The 16,958-nt window shown below is 58.7% G+C and carries 16 protein-coding genes; 7 read left to right on the forward strand and 9 right to left on the reverse strand.

Annotation, left to right across the window (positions count from 1 at the left end; translation table 11 throughout):
- The first annotated feature begins 168 nt into the window (after nucleotides 1–168).
- Entirely contained in the window at nucleotides 169–1,794 is a 1,626-nt protein-coding gene (locus AC3IT9_RS23905) for a S8 family peptidase (protein WP_489271164.1), read from the forward strand.
- A 66-nt stretch (nucleotides 1,795–1,860) separates the two neighbouring features.
- Here the strand turns inward: AC3IT9_RS23905 and AC3IT9_RS23910 are convergent, their stop codons facing one another.
- From AC3IT9_RS23910 to AC3IT9_RS23925, 4 genes are all read right to left on the reverse strand, one after another.
- Nucleotides 1,861–2,625, reverse strand: coding sequence for an amino acid ABC transporter ATP-binding protein (locus AC3IT9_RS23910; RefSeq protein ID WP_007989979.1), 765 nt, complete (start codon nucleotides 2,623–2,625; stop codon nucleotides 1,861–1,863).
- A gap of 28 nt (nucleotides 2,626–2,653) precedes the next feature.
- Nucleotides 2,654–3,751 carry an amino acid ABC transporter permease gene (locus AC3IT9_RS23915; protein ID WP_095943796.1) on the reverse strand — a complete coding sequence of 366 codons (1,098 nt, stop codon included), beginning with the start codon at nucleotides 3,749–3,751 and terminating at the stop codon, nucleotides 2,654–2,656.
- Nucleotides 3,752–3,761: 10 nt separating this feature from the next.
- Nucleotides 3,762–4,943, reverse strand: a complete 1,182-nt coding sequence (locus tag AC3IT9_RS23920; RefSeq protein ID WP_150754541.1) for an amino acid ABC transporter permease — start codon at nucleotides 4,941–4,943, stop codon at nucleotides 3,762–3,764.
- 65 nt (nucleotides 4,944–5,008) lie between these two features.
- The gene (locus tag AC3IT9_RS23925) at nucleotides 5,009–6,040 is read right to left on the reverse strand and encodes an amino acid ABC transporter substrate-binding protein (protein ID WP_046041975.1); all 1,032 of its coding nucleotides are present in this window, start codon (nucleotides 6,038–6,040) and stop codon (nucleotides 5,009–5,011) included.
- A 468-nt stretch (nucleotides 6,041–6,508) separates the two neighbouring features.
- Here AC3IT9_RS23925 and AC3IT9_RS23930 point away from each other — a divergent pair, with 468 nt between their 5' ends.
- The 5 genes from AC3IT9_RS23930 to AC3IT9_RS23950 all read left to right on the forward strand — a co-directional run bounded on the left by AC3IT9_RS23930 (nucleotide 6,509) and on the right by AC3IT9_RS23950 (nucleotide 11,848).
- On the forward strand, nucleotides 6,509–7,165 hold the full coding sequence (locus AC3IT9_RS23930; RefSeq protein ID WP_150726825.1) for an alpha/beta hydrolase: 657 nt from the start codon (nucleotides 6,509–6,511) through the stop codon (nucleotides 7,163–7,165).
- Nucleotides 7,166–7,263: 98 nt separating this feature from the next.
- Complete coding sequence (rhlB, locus tag AC3IT9_RS23935; protein ID WP_223447211.1) at nucleotides 7,264–8,754, forward strand: ATP-dependent RNA helicase RhlB; 1,491 nt, start codon at nucleotides 7,264–7,266, stop codon at nucleotides 8,752–8,754.
- Between the two features lie 137 nt (nucleotides 8,755–8,891).
- Complete coding sequence (locus AC3IT9_RS23940; protein WP_489271165.1) at nucleotides 8,892–9,836, forward strand: ornithine cyclodeaminase family protein; 945 nt, start codon at nucleotides 8,892–8,894, stop codon at nucleotides 9,834–9,836.
- Between the two features lie 146 nt (nucleotides 9,837–9,982).
- Nucleotides 9,983–11,110, forward strand: a complete 1,128-nt coding sequence (locus tag AC3IT9_RS23945; RefSeq protein WP_489271167.1) for an NAD(P)/FAD-dependent oxidoreductase — start codon at nucleotides 9,983–9,985, stop codon at nucleotides 11,108–11,110.
- 96 nt (nucleotides 11,111–11,206) lie between these two features.
- Nucleotides 11,207–11,848: a helix-turn-helix transcriptional regulator gene (locus AC3IT9_RS23950; RefSeq protein ID WP_150726829.1), complete on the forward strand. Its 642-nt coding sequence runs from the start codon at nucleotides 11,207–11,209 to the stop codon at nucleotides 11,846–11,848.
- Between the two features lie 130 nt (nucleotides 11,849–11,978).
- Here AC3IT9_RS23950 and AC3IT9_RS23955 read toward each other — a convergent pair whose 3' ends face one another.
- From AC3IT9_RS23955 to moaC, 4 genes are all read right to left on the reverse strand, one after another.
- Entirely contained in the window at nucleotides 11,979–12,755 is a 777-nt protein-coding gene (locus AC3IT9_RS23955; protein WP_489271168.1) for an ABC transporter substrate-binding protein, read from the reverse strand.
- A 306-nt stretch (nucleotides 12,756–13,061) separates the two neighbouring features.
- Nucleotides 13,062–13,514 (reverse strand): molybdopterin synthase catalytic subunit MoaE, encoded by a 453-nt coding sequence (gene moaE / locus AC3IT9_RS23960; protein WP_007989960.1) that lies wholly within the window; start codon nucleotides 13,512–13,514, stop codon nucleotides 13,062–13,064.
- 3 nt (nucleotides 13,515–13,517) lie between these two features.
- Nucleotides 13,518–13,760, reverse strand: a complete 243-nt coding sequence (locus AC3IT9_RS23965) for a MoaD/ThiS family protein (protein WP_489271169.1) — start codon at nucleotides 13,758–13,760, stop codon at nucleotides 13,518–13,520.
- A complete protein-coding gene (moaC, locus tag AC3IT9_RS23970; protein WP_056726185.1) occupies nucleotides 13,757–14,230 on the reverse strand; it encodes a cyclic pyranopterin monophosphate synthase MoaC in 474 nt (157 codons plus the stop codon). The genes AC3IT9_RS23965 and moaC overlap by 4 nt, the downstream gene beginning before the upstream one ends.
- 600 nt (nucleotides 14,231–14,830) lie before the next feature.
- Between moaC and AC3IT9_RS23975 the strand changes: the two genes are divergently transcribed.
- Nucleotides 14,831–15,274, forward strand: a complete 444-nt coding sequence (locus AC3IT9_RS23975) for an HIT family protein (RefSeq protein WP_489271170.1) — start codon at nucleotides 14,831–14,833, stop codon at nucleotides 15,272–15,274.
- A gap of 52 nt (nucleotides 15,275–15,326) precedes the next feature.
- Here the strand turns inward: AC3IT9_RS23975 and AC3IT9_RS23980 are convergent, their stop codons facing one another.
- On the reverse strand, nucleotides 15,327–16,721 hold the full coding sequence (locus AC3IT9_RS23980) for a PhoH family protein (RefSeq protein ID WP_008050144.1): 1,395 nt from the start codon (nucleotides 16,719–16,721) through the stop codon (nucleotides 15,327–15,329).
- Between the last annotated feature and the right edge of the window lie 237 nt (nucleotides 16,722–16,958).

Below are 16,958 nucleotides of genomic sequence, written 5' to 3' on the forward strand. Positions count from 1 at the left end.
GCCTGAAGTCTCCTTAAGGCAGAAGATGAAATTCCTGACGACTGAAAGTGATTTCCCACCCAGGCCACACGAAAGAGCTGACATCTGAAATTGAGACAGACCATCAGACTTTCGGACTTTGAATGCGGGCACTTACGCTCGAATATCCAAAGGGAATGGGAGCAGCCAATGGAAGAAGTCATTTTCGGCAAGAAGCACAGCCGCCGTTTTTTACTGGAAAAGGATCGGCAACTGCTCGTTGTACGCAGTCAGGCCGGGAGCAAGCTTGATGAGACGTTACGCTGCGAAAAAGCTCGACAGGCATTGGCCAACAGTGAGTTGGTACTGCACATCGAGGACGCCGACGTTCAGCTATTCAAACTGCCGGACAATTCGGACGTCCGCCAATGCAAGGCGTTGCTGCGCGAGCTACCAGACGTACGCTTCGCCGGCAGTGCTCTGGTCGATCCTCATACCCGGGAACCTGTTTTCTACACCGAAAACATTTTCCTGAAATTCGTCGATCGACTCACTGCGACAGAGTGCCTGGGTATCCTCGATGAGTTGGGTCTGACCATCAAACAGCAGGCTCCCTACGCGACCAATGCCTTCTTCGTACATCACACACATTGTCGCGGCACTGAAGTCTGCTCATTCACCCTTCAATTGCTCGAACGTCAGGACGTCGACTACTGCCACCCGGAAATACTGCGTCCTGGGCAACGCCGGGCGATCCATGACAACCAATGGCACCTGAAGAAAACCACCGTCACCTATCAAGCTCAGGTCGATGCCAGCGCCAATGTCGAGGCAGCCCATGCCTTGGCCCTGGGTGAAGGCATCGTGATCGCGATCATCGACGATGCCTTTGATATCGATCACCCCGAGTTCGCCGGTACCGGCAAAATCATCGGCGCGAAAAACTTTGACCGTCGTAACGCCAGTCAAGACCCACGGCCGAAAAATCCCCTTGAGCGCCACGGGACTGCGGCCGCCGGTGTTGCATGCGCCAATGGTGAAGCCGGCGTCAGCGGCGTGGCCCCTCGAGCCAGTCTCATGCCGTTGAAACTGACCAGGCCACTAGGCACCCGGGCCGAAGCAGACGCGTTTTTCTGGGCCGCGGACCAAGGGGCCGATATCATTTCCTGCAGTTGGGGGCCGCCGGAAGGACATTGGGCTGACCCTACCGACGCGAGACACTCTCAGGAGTTTCCGCTGGCCGCGAGTACCCGCCTGGCCATAGAGTACGCCGCGACCAAGGGCCGCCAGGCTAAAGGCTGCGTCATCTTTTTTGGTGCCGGCAATGGCAACGAGAGCGTGGACAACGATGGCTATGCCAGCCATCCCATGGTTATTGCCGTGGGTGCCTGCAATGATCAAAATCGTCGCAGTGCCTACAGTGACTACGGTAAAGCACTGTGGTGTTGCTTTCCCAGCGGGGACCAGCCACACCCGGATCCAAAGTTTAAACCCGCCACCTCAGTCCCCCAGACCCGAGGTATTCGAACCACGGATCTGAGCGGCCAGTTTGCCGATCCGATCAATGCTGCCTACACCGAATTGTTCAGCGGCACTTCCAGCGCCTGCCCTGGAGCCGCGGGCGTGGCAGCTCTGGTACTAGGGGTCAACCCGGCACTGGACCGCGAGCAGGTTCGACAGCTCCTCGCCGATTGCTGCGACAAAATCAGCCACGCCGACGACGGCCCCCTCGGTCAATACGACCCAAACGGCCACAGTCATTACTACGGTCATGGTCGTCTCAATGCCCTGCGGGCAGTGCAATTGGCACTGGAGCGCGGCAAAACCGCAGGCTGAAACGCAAAAATAAAAAAAAGCCCCACCGATCAATCGGCGGGGCTCTTTGAGACTGTCACAGACCAATCAATGCAGGATCTGGCTCAGGAACAGCTTGGTGCGTTCATTCTGCGGCTTGTCGAAGAAGTCGTTCGGTGCAGCCTGCTCGACGATTTCGCCCTTGTCCATGAAGATCACGCGGTTGGCCACGGTGCGGGCGAAGCCCATTTCGTGGGTCACGCAGAGCATGGTCATGCCGTCTTCGGCCAGGCCGATCATGGTGTCCAGTACCTCTTTCACCATCTCCGGGTCGAGTGCCGAGGTCGGTTCGTCGAACAGCATGATCTTCGGTTTCATGCACAGCGCGCGAGCGATCGCCACACGCTGTTGCTGACCGCCGGACAGTTGCCCCGGGTACTTGTGCGCCTGCTCCGGAATGCGTACGCGTTCCAGGTAGTGCATGGCAATTTCCTCGGCCTTGCGCTTGGGCATCTTGCGCACCCACATCGGCGCCAGCGTGCAGTTCTGCAAGATGGTCAGGTGTGGGAACAGGTTGAAGTGCTGGAACACCATGCCGACTTCACGACGGATCGCTTCGATCTGCTTGAGGTCGTTGGTCAGCTCCACGCCATCGACCACGATGCGGCCCTGCTGGTGCTCTTCCAGACGGTTGAGGCAGCGGATGGTGGTGGATTTTCCGGAACCCGACGGGCCGCACAGCACGATACGCTCGCCCTGCTTGACGTTGAGATTGATGTCCTTGAGTACGTGAAACTGACCGTACCACTTGTTCACGCCCTGCATCTGAATAATGCCTTCAGGGCTCACAGGCTGTTTGATTGCTTCGCTCATCACAAAACTTCCTAAATTAGGTAGCGACTTAGCGCTTGTGGCCAGTGTCGAGCTTGCGTTCCAGATGCATGGAATAGCGCGACATACCAAAACAGAAAATCCAGAACACCAGGGCGGCGAACACGTAGCCTTCGGTGGCCATGCCCAGCCATTTCGGGTCGGCGGCGGCTTGCTTGACGCTGTTGAGCAGGTCGAACAGGCCGATGATGATCACCAGGCTCGTGTCCTTGAACAGCGCAATGAAGGTGTTGACGATGCCGGGGATCACCAGCTTCAGGGCTTGCGGCAGAATCACCAGACCCATGCTGCGCCAGTAGCCCAGGCCCATCGCTGCCGCTGCTTCGTACTGACCTTTGGGAATCGCTTGCAGACCGCCGCGCACCACTTCAGCCACGTAGGCCGACTGGAACAGGATCACGCCGATCAACGCCCGCAGCAGCTTGTCGAAGTTCATGCCTTCAGGCAGGAACAACGGCAGCATCACCGAGGACATGAACAGCACCGTGATCAACGGCACGCCGCGCCAGAATTCGATGAAGGTCACGCAGACCACGCGAATCGCCGGCATGTTCGAACGACGGCCCAGGGCCAGGACAATCCCCAGCGGCAGCGCACCGGCGATGCCGACGGTGGCGATCACCAGGGTCAGCATCAGGCCGCCCCACTGGCTGGTCGCCACGGCGTCCAGCCCCAATACGCCGCCATGCAGCAAGCACCAGGCAATGATCGGGTACAGCACCAGGAAGCTCAGCCCGTACACCGCTTTATGGTGAAAGCGCGAGATGAACAACGGCGCCACGCCGACAATCGCCAGCCACACCGTCAGGTCCACGCGCCAGCGCAGTACCGGCGGGTAGTAGCCGTACATGAACTGGCCGAAGCGCTGCTGGATGAACACCCAGCAGGCGCCTTCCTTGGTGCAGTCAGCCTGGCTGGTGCCGACCCAGTTGGCGTCAAGGATCGCCCACTGCAGGATCGGCGGTACCACCAGGTAGATGAGGTAGAACGCGAACAGGGTCAGCAGGGTGTTGAGCCAGCTGGAGAACATGTTCGCGCGCATCCACGCCACCGCACCGATGCTGCGGTTCGGTGGCGGCATGTCAGGTTTGAAAGTATGAGTACTCATGCGCTTTTCCTTACCGCTCGATCAGCGCAATGCGCTTGTTGTACCAGTTCATCAGCAGGGAAATGCTGATACTGATCGCCAGGTACACGCTCATGGTGATGGCAATCACCTCGATCGCCTGGCCGGTCTGGTTGAGCACGGTCCCGGCGAACAGCGAGACCATTTCCGGATAACCGATACCGGCCGCCAGCGAGGAGTTTTTCGCCAGGTTCAGGTATTGGCTGGTCAGCGGTGGAATGATCACGCGCAGGGCTTGCGGAATGATCACCTTGCGCAGGGTCGGACCGTTGCGCAGGCCGAGGGAATGCGCCGCTTCGGTCTGGCCATGGCTGACCGACTTGATGCCCGAACGCACGATCTCGGCGATGAACGCCGCGGTGTACACCGTCAGGGCCAGGGTCAGCGCCAGCAGTTCCGGGATCAACACCCAGCCACCGACGAAGTTGAAGCCCTTGAGTTCCGGCATTTCCCAGTGCACCGGTGCACCGAAAATCAGCGCGCACAGCGCAGGGATCACCAGGAACATCGCCAGGCCAACCCAGAACTTGTGGAACGGCACACCGGTGGCTTCGAAGCGCTTGGTCGCCCAGCGGCTCATCAGCACGATGGCGACGATGGCGACGACAACGCTGGTCACAAACGGCCAGAAACCGTCCGCCATCAACGCCGCCGGCATGTTCAGGCCACGGCTGCTGACAAAGAAGGTGTCGCCAAAGTTATGACTGTTACGCGGCCCCGGCATCGTCAGGAACACCGCGAAGTACCAGAACAGGATCTGCAGCAGCGGCGGAATGTTGCGGAAGACTTCCACATACACCGTCGCTACCTTGGCGATGATCCAGTTCTTCGACAGCCGTGACACGCCGACGATGAACCCCAGGATCGTCGCCAGGATCACGCCGATGAAGGTCACCAACAGGGTGTTGAGCAGGCCGATGACAAACACCCGGGCGTATGTGTCCGCTTCGGTGTAGTCGATCAGGTGTTGAGCGATGCCGAAACCGGCACTGCGCTCCAGAAAGTCGAAACCGGAGGTAATGCCCCGGTGTTGCAGGTTGGTCTGGGTGTTATCGAACAGATACCAGCCCAGCGAGACCACCGCGATAATCGTGATGATCTGGAATACCCAAGCACGCACGCGTGGATCGCTGAGGCTGAGCCTCTGCTTTGGTGCGCCGATTGAATTTTGCATGAAGTGCCCCGGAAATAATGGAACAGAACATCACCCGGTGGTTGGCCCACCGGGTGATAGAACCATCAGCGCACTGGTGGTGCGTATTGAATGCCGCCAGCGTTCCACAGAGCGTTCAGCCCGCGGTCGATTTCCAGCGGAGTGCCCTTGCCGAGGTTTTTCTCGAACACTTCGCCGTAGTTGCCGACTTGCTTGATGATCTGCACGACCCAGTCTTTCTTCACTTTCAGGTCTTTGCCGTATTCACCGTCGGTGCCGAGCAGACGGGCAACGTCAGGGTTCTTGGTGCCCTTGGCTTCGGCTTCGACGTTCTTCGAAGTGATGCCGGCTTCTTCAGCGTTGAGCATGGCGTAGCCAGTCCAGCGCACGATGGCCAGCCACTCGTCGTCGCCATTACGCACGACCGGGCCCAGAGGTTCCTTGGAAATGGTTTCCGGCAGAACCACGTAGTCTTTCGGCGAAGCCAGCTTGCTGCGCTGGGCGAACAGCTGGGATTTGTCCGAGGTCAGTACGTCGCAACGACCGGATTCCAGCGACTTGGCGCTTTCGTCGGAGGTGTCGAAGGTGATCGGGGTGTATTTCAGGCCGTTGCCGCGGAAGTAGTCGGAAACGTTCAGTTCGGTAGTGGTACCGGCCTGGATGCAGATGGTTGCACCGTCCAGTTCCTTGGCGCTCTTGACGCCCAGCTTGTTGTTTACCAGGAAGCCGATGCCGTCGTAGTAGGTAATGAAGCCCGGGAATTTCAGGCCCATGCCCGCATCACGGGAGCTGGTCATGGTGGTGTTGCGCGACAGAATGTCGATTTCGCCGGATTGCAGCGCGGTGAAGCGCTCCTTGGCGTTCAACTGGCTGAACTTGACCTTGGTCGCGTCGCCGAAGACAGCCGCCGCTACTGCACGGCAGTAGTCAGCATCGATACCGACGATCTTGCCGGTGGAATCCGGAACCGAGAAGCCTGGCAGACCATCGCTGACGCCACACTGCACGAAACCTTTCTTCATCACTGCATCCAGGGTTGCGCCCGCCTGGGCAAACCCGCTGACACCGAGTACTGCGGCTGCAGTCACGATAGCCAGGGTGGATTTCAACATCTTCATTCAAACCTCCAGTTTTGCTCTTGTTGTGTCGGAGCGTGAGTCCTGTCGCACCCTTTTGAGGCGTAGTCGACCCGTGTTGGCTTGTTTTGGGGTCAACCGACGTAAGACGTTAGCTATGAGTCTAGTAGGAGAAAATCCACGTCATGGAAAACTCACTCTCACCAGTCGGCCGAACGGGCTGTAGCCCTTTCACGTTCGCGAAGCCCCGTAGCGGCCCTTGGCGAACATCCATCACCGGATTCATTGCTATCCCACAGTCGGCAGTACACTGATAGTGTTACCGCCGGGCGCGAGATGTGTTGCACCGTTTCTCCATAGCAAAGCCCGTACCACACCGCTCGCCGAAGCGGTTCAGCTGCAGGTCAATAGCAAAACTTGTACGCTTGCGACACTTTCTTAACGGATCAACCTGACGCGCACTTTGATCACGCACTTTTATGTGCGCGCACGCACAACATTGGAGCAGCCATGACCAACCCCTTGATTCTTGAACCCGTCAAGACCGCAGACGCCTGCGTTATCTGGCTGCATGGCCTGGGCGCCGACCGCTATGACTTCCTGCCGGTGGCCGAAGCCCTGCAGGAAACCCTGTTGAGCACCCGCTTTGTTTTGCCCCAGGCACCGAACCGCGCCGTGACCATCAACGGCGGTTACGAGATGCCGAGCTGGTACGACATATTGGCCATGAGCCCGGCGCGCGCGATCAATCGCGAGCAACTGGAAGAGTCGACCAACTGGATCATCGAACTGATCGAAACGCAGAAGGCCAGCGGAATAGACGCCTCGCGGATCTTCCTGGCAGGCTTTTCCCAAGGCGGTGCCGTGGTTTTCCACACCGCGTTTCTGAAATGGCAGGGACCACTGGGTGGCGTAGTTGCCCTTTCTACTTATGCACCGACCTTCAGCGACGAACTGCAACTGTCCGCCAGCCAGCAGCGGATCCCGGTGCTGTCGATGCACGGCCAGTACGACGATGTGGTGCAAAACTCGATGGGGCGCAGCGCCTACGAGCATTTGAAGCTGCGTGGTGTCACCGTGACATGGCAGGAGTACCCAATGGGTCACGAAGTGTTACCCGAAGAAATTCGCGACATCGGCGTCTGGCTCGCCGAGCGCTTGCGCTGAGCATCGATGTTTAAAAGCGCCCTTTGATCCATCCCACTACGCCGCGCCCGATTCTTGCATTACACTGGCCGGCGTACATTCCTTAATCAATTGATGAGATGACCGTGCTCAAAGCACTCAAGAAAATGTTCGGTAAAAGCGAGACTGAGCAACTCGCGCCAGTTCCCAGCCCTGCGTCTCACGCTCCCGGCCACCGCACCGACGGTAATCAATCTGAACGAGCCGCCACCACCGCGGCACCCAAGCATGAGCCGAAGACCCCAATAGCTGCCCAGCCTGCGGCGATAACAGCCCCGGAGCAGCCGCTCAGCGAAACGCCGAAACCCGCCAAACCGCGCCGCGAACCCAAGCCCAAGGCACCGGTCATCCCATGGAAACTCGAAGACTTCGTCGTCGAGCCCCAGGAAGGCAAGACCCGCTTCCACGATTTCAAACTCGCCCCGGAACTGATGCACGCCATCCAGGACCTGGGCTTCCCGTATTGCACGCCGATCCAGGCCCAAGTGCTGGGCTTCACCCTCGCGGGCAAAGACGCCATCGGCCGCGCCCAGACCGGTACCGGCAAGACCGCTGCGTTCCTGGTCTCGATCATCACCCAGTTGCTGCAAACGCCGCCGCCGAAAGAGCGCTACATGGGTGAGCCACGGGCACTGATCATCGCGCCGACCCGCGAACTGGTGGTGCAGATCGCCAAGGACGCCGCCGACCTGACCAAGTACACCGGCCTCAACGTCATGACGTTCGTCGGTGGCATGGACTTCGACAAGCAGCTCAAGCACCTCGAAGCCCGCCACTGCGACATCCTCGTGGCCACGCCGGGCCGCCTGCTGGACTTCAACCAGCGCGGCGACGTGCATCTGGACATGGTCGAAGTGATGGTGTTGGACGAAGCCGACCGCATGCTCGACATGGGCTTCATCCCGCAAGTGCGCCAGATCATTCGCCAGACGCCGCCGAAGTCCGAGCGTCAGACGCTGCTGTTCTCCGCGACCTTCACCGAAGACGTGATGAACCTGGCCAAGCAATGGACCACCGACCCGTCGATCGTCGAGATCGAGTCGCAGAACGTGGCCAACGAAAACGTCGAGCAGCACATCTACGCGGTGGCCGCTGCCGACAAATACAAACTGCTCTACAACCTGGTCAACGACAATGGTTGGGAGCGGGTCATCGTCTTCGCCAACCGCAAGGATGAAGTGCGGCGCATCGAAGAACGCCTGGTGCGTGACGGCATCAACGCCGCGCAACTGTCCGGCGACGTGCCGCAGCACAAGCGCATCAAGACCCTCGAAGGCTTCCGCGAAGGCAAGATCCGCGTCCTGGTCGCCACCGATGTGGCCGGTCGCGGCATCCACATCGACGGCATCAGCCACGTGATCAACTTCACCCTGCCGGAAGTGCCGGACGACTACGTGCACCGCATCGGTCGTACCGGTCGTGCTGGTGCCGACGGCGTGTCCATCAGCTTTGCCGGTGAAGATGACTCCTACCAGCTACCGTCCATCGAGGAAAAGCTGGGGCGCAAGATCAGCTGTGAAACGCCACCGACGCATCTGTTGCGGGCCGTTGAACGCAAGCGTCCTCATTAAGCGACGCTGAAAAGACAAGCGCAGCCGGCAACGGACTGCGCTTTTTTTTCGCCCGGCTTTTTTCAACAGGAGCTTGCCAGAGATATCTAAAAGTCCATAATGGACAAATTAGTTTACTTCCAACTCCGGAGCCGACCATGTCCAGTGCGCCCCAAGTGATCCCCCAAGCCCAGGCTCGCGAGCTACTGGCGCAGGTTGATGTGCCGCAGATCCTGCGCAAACTGTTCCGCGACCTGGCCGCCGGGCAAGCCGTACAACCGGCGCAGCAACTGGTGGAGTTTCCACAGGGCGCCGGCGACTTCATCAACTACCTGGGCGTGCTGGCCGAAGACGGTGTGTACGGGATCAAGACATCGCCATACATCGTCCGTGAACAGGGGCCGCTGGTGACGGCGTGGACGCTGTTGATGTCGATGCAAACCGGCCAGCCGCTGTTGCTGTGCGATGCCGGAGAACTGACCACCGCGCGCACCGCGGCCACCACCGCCGTGGCGGTCGACGCCCTCGCGCCACTCACAGCCAATCGCCTGGCCATCATCGGCAGCGGCAAAGTGGCCCAGGCGCACCTGCATTACGTAAAAGGCCTGCGCGACTGGCAGAGCATCAGCCTGTACTCGCCGAGCTTGAGCGAAGACGCCGAAACCGTGAGCCTGCTGAAAAACATCGAGCCACGCCTGAACATCGTCGACAGTCGCGAAGCTGCCGTTCAGGACGCCGACGTGATCATGCTCTGCACCTCGTCCGCCGGTCCGGTGATCGACCCGTCAAGCCTGTGCAAACCAGCGCTTATCACCTCCATCAGTACCAATGCGCCGCGCGCCCATGAAGTGCCGCCGCAAAGCCTCAGAGACATGCAGGTGTTTTGCGACTATCGCCTGACCACCCCGGACTCGGCCGGTGAAATGCTGATCGCCGCCGAACGGCACGGCTGGGACAAAAGCGCGATTATCGGCGACCTGCCCGACCTGCTCAGCGAAAAAGTCCTGCGCCCCGATTACGATCGCCATGTGTTTTTCCGCTCGATCGGCCTGGGCCTGGAAGACATTGCGCTGGCCAATGCGATCTATCGCCGACATCACTAACACCGCGAAACCTGTGGGAGCGGGCTTGCTCGCGAATAGGGTCCGACATTCACCTGCGATGTCGACTGTCACACCGCTTTCGCGAGCAAGCCCGCTCCCACAGGGGATCACCACAATTTCAGCATCGCACTTCACTGGAGACGTTCATGAGCCAGGCAGATTTCATCATCATCGGCGGCGGGATTGCCGGTGCTTCCACGGGTTTCTGGCTGTCGCAGCACGGCCGCGTGATCGTGCTCGAACGCGAATCCCATCCGGCCTATCACTCCACCGGTCGTTCGGCGGCGCTGTACACCGCGGCCTACGGCACCCCGCAAGTGCGGGCGTTGACCCTGGCCAGCCGGGACTTTTTCGACAACCCGCCCGGCGGTTTCTGCGAACACCCGCTGCTGACCCCGCGCGGCGAAATGACCGTGGACCTGACCGGTGACCCGGACGAACTGCACAGGCAATACCAGAGCGCAAAAACCACGGTGCCGGAGATGCAGTTGCTCGACGCCGACGCGGCCTGCGCGTTGGTGCCGGTCCTGCGCCGGGAAAAGGTCCACGGCGCCATCTACGATCCGACCGCCAGCGACATCGACACCGATGCCCTGCACCAGGGCTATTTGCGCGGTATCCGCCGCAACCAGGGCGAAGTGCATACCGACAGCGAAGTCGTCAGCCTGAGCCGCGACGGCCAAGGTACATGGCAGGTCCAGACCGGCAGCCAGACGTTCAGCGCGCCGATCATCATCAACGCCGCCGGCGCCTGGGCCGACAAGATCGGCGAACTGGCTGGCGCCAAGCCCCTGGGCCTGCAACCCAAACGCCGTGCCGCGTTCATCTTCGCCGGCCCCGAAGGCGTGGACATCCACAATTGGCCGATGCTGGTCAGCCTCGACGAATCCTTCTACATGAAACCCGACGCCGGAATGTTCCTCGGTTCGCCGGCCAACGCCGACCCGGTGGAACCCCACGATGTGCAGCCCGAAGAGCTGGACATCGCCATGGGCATCTACCAGATCGAAGAAGCCACGACCCTGACCATTCGCCGCCCGACCCGCACCTGGGCCGGCCTGCGCAGCTTCGTCAGCGACGGCGACTTGCTGTCCGGCTTCGATTCACAGGTACCGGGGCTGTTCTGGGTCGCGGCACAAGGCGGTTATGGCATCCAGACCTCGCCGGCCATGGGCCAGGCCAGCGCGGCACTGGTGCGCGGCGCCGCATTGCCCGAGTCACTCAGCCATTTCGGCCTGAATGCCGAAATGCTCTCCCCTGCCCGCCTCGGCTGATCCTGATCCTGATCCTCAGGTGACGTGCCCACACGATTACGGCACACTTTCAGCGCCCCTTTGATGGGGCGCTGACGCTGCCCGGAGTTCCACTGTATGAACGCCCCCGAAAAAGACTCGGCCCTGGACGACACGTCCCTGGATAACTTCCACGCGATTGCCGACGCCATCGCCACGCTGTTCTTTCCCCACGCCGAAGTGGTGCTGCACGACCTGCGCACGCAAAAGGTCGACTACATCGCCAACAACCTGTCCAAGCGGGAAATCGGCGACGACTCGGCGCTGGAAGACATGCTCAGCGAAGATGTCAGCGAACGAAACATCGGGCCGTACGAAAAGCTCAACTGGGATGGTCAGAAGATTCGCAGCCTCAGCACCGTGCTACGGGACAGCGAAGATCGTCCGCTGGCGGTGCTGTGCATCAACCTGAATATTTCGTTGTTCGAAAATGCCAAGGCCGCTTTGGACCTGTTCCTGTCGCCGACCAAGCTGATCCCGCAACCGGATTCACTGTTTCGCGATGACTGGCAGGAGCGGATCAACACCTTCCTCCACGCCTGGCTGCGCGAGCGCCAATTGAGCCTGAATCTGCTGACTCGCGACCACAAGCGGGAACTGGTGCTGGCGTTGCACGCCGAAGGCGCGTTCAAGGGCAAAAGCGCATCGAACTACGTGGCCAATGTGCTGAACATGGGCCGGGCGACGGTGTACAAGCATTTGAAGGAATTGAAGGGCTGAGCCCCAAGAGATGTATTGGCTGGCAGGGCCTCATCGCGAGCAAGCTCGCTCCCACAGTGTCCGAGTCGTGCGCAAGAGATATGTACACCACTGAACCTGTGGGAGCGAGCTTGCTCGCGATAGCGGACTATCAGTCGCCGTATATGTCGGACTTGAAGTACTTGTCCGAAATCTTCTGGTACTCACCACTGGCACGAATGCCATCAATGGCCGTGTTCAGCTCGCTGACCAACTCGGCGTTGCCCTTGCGCACGGCAATCCCGGCACCCTCGCCCACATATTTCGGATCTTTCAGCTCCGGCCCGACAAAGGCGTAACCCTTGCCACGCGGCATCGACAGGAAGTCATTCAGTGGAATGGTGTCGGCAAAAATCGCGTCGAGACGACCGGCTGCCAGGTCCATGTAGATTTCTTCGTTGTTGCTGTAGCGCTTGACGTTGATGCCCTTGGGCTCGAACACTTCGGTGGCGTAACGATCGGTGGTGGTGGCACGCTGCACACCGACGTTCTTGCCCTTGAGGCTGGCGTACTGGTCATCCACCACCGCGCCATCCTTCATCACCAGACGCGACGAAGTGAAATAGTACTTGTGGGTGAAGTCCACCGACTTCTTGCGGTCTTCATTGATGGTCATGGACGACAGCGCCATGTCGATTTTCTTCACCTTCAGGGAAGGAATCAGACCGTCGAACTCGCCTTCGACCCACACACACTTGGCCTTCATCTGCGCGCACAGGGCGTTGCCGATGTCATAGTCGAAACCGGCGATTTCGCCTTTGTCGGTTTTCGAGGCGAACGGTGGATACGCCGCTTCGATACCGATGCGCAAGGTTTTCTCGGCGGCGAACACAGAACTGCACGCCAACAGGCTCAGGGCCAGACCGGTGATGAGGGGGAACTTCTTCATGTTCGTTTTCTCGCGGTTGTTGTTGGTTTGGCAAGACAGAAGAAAAAGCTGAAACGGGTGGAAACATTTTTTGTACTTATAATTCCATACTGGACTTTTACGTATAAATCGTCAATGAGGCAAATGCAGCCCGTGCCGGCCGATGGTCGGGTGGTGAATCATCAAGATTTTTTGTGGTGCAGATGACGCCATCGCGAGCAGGCTCGCTCCCACAGGGTTCTGCGTCGTACACAAAATTTATGTTCAACCAGATCCACTGTGGGAGCGAGCTTGCTCGCGATGACTGACTCAAGAACGCCGCAGAAACTACTGCTTCCAGCGATCCGCCGCCGCATGATCACTGTCACGCCCCTCGACCCAACGCGGTCCGTCACTGGTGTTTTCTTTCTTCCAGAACGGCGCACGGGTTTTCAGGTAATCCATGACAAAGGCGCAGGCGTCGAAAGCCGCCTGACGATGGGCACTGGCCGCGCCGACGAAGACAATCGGCTCGCCCGGTTCCAGGGCGCCGATGCGGTGCAGCACTTCCAGCTTGAGCAACGGCCAGCGCTGCTCGGCCTCGATGGCAATCTTGCCGAGGGCCTTTTCGGTCATGCCCGGATAGTGTTCGAGGAACATCCCGGCCACATCGAGGCCGTCATTGAAGTCCCGCACGTAGCCGACAAAACTCACCACCGCACCCACGCCGACATTGGCATCGTGCATGGCGTTGACTTCGGCACCCGGGTCGAACGCCGTGGACTGCACGCGAATCGCCATGGCTCAGCCTCCGGTCACAGTCGGGAAGAACGCCACTTCATCGCCCTCGCTGACCGGCTCGTCGAGCTGGCACAGGTCTTCGTTGCGGGCGCACATCAGGTTCTGTTCGCTCAACACCTCGGCACCGTCACGCTGGGCCAACAGCGCGCGGACATCGTCGACGGTGACGAAGTTGCCTTCCACTTTCACCGAGTCCAGCCCCAGCGCTTCACGATAACGGGCGAAAAACTTCACGGTAACGTTCATGACTGCTCCGCCTGGAAATGTCCGCTCTTGCCGCCGACCTTCTCCAGCAGACGCACGCTTTCGATGGTCATGCCACGGTCTACGGCCTTGCACATGTCGTAGATCGTCAGCGCGGCGACGCTGGCAGCGGTCAGGGCCTCCATCTCGACGCCGGTCTGCCCGGACAGCTTGCAGCGCGCCACGATGCGCACCGAATCGTCGCCTTCGGCACTGAGCTCGACCTTGACGCCGGTCAGCATCAGCGGATGGCACAGGGGAATCAGATCGCTGGTTTTCTTCGCCGCCTGAATGCCGGCAATGCGCGCCACGGCAAACACATCACCTTTGGGGTGGCCGCCGCTGACGATCATCTGCAGGGTTTCGGGCAGCATGCGCACCAGCGCTTGGGCGGTCGCCTCACGGAACGTCACGGCTTTTTCAGTGACGTCGACCATGTTGGCGCGACCTTGGGAATCGAGATGAGTCAGCACGGGATTACTCCTGATCAGGAGCGTCGATTGTAAACCTGCGGGTCAGATTTCCGCACGCACGATTGTCGGCCCACCACAAACCAATGTGGGAGCGGGCTTGCTCGCGAAAGCGGCCTGTCATTAACCCGAGATGTCGACTGACACACCGTCATCGCGAGCAAGCTCGCTCCCACAGGTTCCTCATACGCCCGGACTCGATGGACAGTTTCAGATGCGATTCATTATTAAGTTTTAAAAACACAAATTAAAGTCATACCAAACAACAGAAAGAAATGTAACAAAAGCCTACTGAACATTCGCTTTTTCTGCCATCAGCGATCAGTTTTAATTGGTGCACCAGCCGATAAGTTACTGATTATTCTATAACAAATTTCGACGTGAGAATTTTCCGTAAGTACCCGCTCATGGCCCGCTATGAAACTTCCTACAACTGAATGTTAGACCAATTTGTTAATTCGAGGAAAACTGACCAACAAAGCTAACGATTCTAAAAATTTCAGTACTGAGGTATCGCATTAGGTTTTTTCTACTGACCTCAGGCAGAAGCTCAACGGGGCAGGTCCTACACGTCAACCATGGTGGCACACGGGAGGCTAGTCCATGTCAGCGCGGACAATTTACTCAGGAAAACACATCATAATCTCTCATTGCCGGGACTGTGACATCCCTGGCTACATGATTATTTCTCTTAAGCGGGGCATATTTAAACTCGCAGAACTAAGTTCGGCGGAAAGTGCTGAACTGATGAAAGGTTTGGAATTTACGGAGCAAGCCTTAAACACTCTATTTTCTCCTGAGAAAATATACATAATGCGTATTTCCGAGCTCAATCATGAGCTACATTTTCATGTTTTCCCCAGGTATGCCTCGATGACCAAATTATATTTGGCGGAACACAATGAACACATTATTGATGGCCCCTTATTTTTCAGCTGGACGCGAAAAAAGTTTAATCGCTCACAGCCTGAGCCCACCAAAGAGGTATTGAACGCTCAATCAATTCTGACGGAAACCCTCAAGGGCTATTTTTCGGAATCTCTGTAAACAGCGTACAAAAAACCGGGCGACCTTGCGGCCGCCCGGTTTCGGTGGACAGTTACAAATGCGATTCGGCGTATTCGGCCAGGATCGAGCGTGGTACCCCTTGCAGGGTGATGTGCACCCCGTTCGGGAAGTCCTTGAAGCGTTCAGTGAGGTAGGTCAGCCCGGAGCTGGTCGCGGACAGGTAAGGGGTATCGATCTGTGCCAGGTTGCCCAGGCACACCACTTTGGAACCGGCGCCGGCACGGGTGATGATGGTTTTCATCTGGTGCGGCGTGAGGTTCTGGCATTCGTCGATCAGGATCAGGCTCTGCTGGAAGCTGCGGCCCCGGATGTAGTTGAGGGATTTGAACTGCAACGGCACTTTGCTGAGGATGTAGTCGACGCTGCCATGGGTGCTTTCGTCATCCATGTGCAAGGCTTCGAGGTTGTCGGTGATGGCGCCCAGCCACGGCTCCATTTTTTCCGCCTCGGTGCCGGGCAGGAAGCCGATTTCCTGGTCCAGGCCCTGCACGCTGCGGGTGGCGATGATGCGGCGATAACGTTTGCTGACCATGGTCTGCTCGATCGCAGCGGCCAGCGCCAGGATGGTTTTACCCGAACCCGCGGCACCCGACAGGTTGACCAGGTGGATGTCCGGATCGAGCAAGGCGTACAGCGCCAGGCTCTGATAGATATCACGCGGCTTGAGGCCCCAGGCTTCCTGGTGCAGCAGCGGTTCCTGGTGCAGGTCGAGGATCAGCAAGCGGTCCTCTTCGATCTCTTTGATCCAGCCGACAAAGCCCTGTTCATCAATGATGAATTCGTTGATGTGCACCGCCGGCAGGTTGTCGATCAATTGCACTTGATGCCAGGTGCGGCCGTGGTCCTGACGGGTTTCGACCTTGCTCACGCGGTCCCAGAAAGAGCCGGTCATGTTGTGGTAGCCATTGGGCAGCAAAGACACGTCATCGACCAGTTGGTCGGTGCTGTAGTCCTCGGCCGCGATCCCGCAGGCGCGCGCCTTGAGGCGCATGTTGATGTCTTTGGTGACCAGCACCACGGGCTTCTTAGGGTCGCGCGCGTGCAGGTCGATCAGTTGATTGATGATTTTGTTGTCATTCAGGTGCTCGGGCAGAATCAGGTTCGGCTCGGCATGCTTGCTCATCAGAATTGACAGCAAACCCTTGGGTCCGCTTTTGCCACGCTGGATCGGCACACCCTGCTCGACGTCCTCGGGTGAGGCATCGCCCAGAGTCTTGTCGATCAGGCGGATGGCCTGGCGGCATTCGGCGGCTACGCTGTGATGCCCGCTCTTGAGCTTGTCGAGCTCTTCAAGCACGGTCATCGGGATCGCGACGTGGTGTTCTTCGAAGTTAAGCAGCGCGTTTGGATCGTGAATCAATACGTTGGTATCGAGTACATAAAGGATTGGCTGGTTGGAAGAAGAGCTACGTCCGTGATCATCCATACTCGGTCACCTTTGTGGGAGCCATTCGACGCAATACCTTGACGGTGCTGCGCCTCGAAGTGACTGCCGAATACACCTGCGGGGACTCAAGTGTTCTGCATACATGCGGGGTCTTGGAAGACGCCACCTGTGTTGCAGGTTTCGGCGGTCTGTCTTCGTAATACTCCAAAACGTGTGACAGAAAAAAGTACTTTGACGCTTTTTTGAAGTTTATTTTGCAGATTGACCAATAACACT

This window comes from Pseudomonas sp. KH_046_1 (assembly GCF_057839025.1).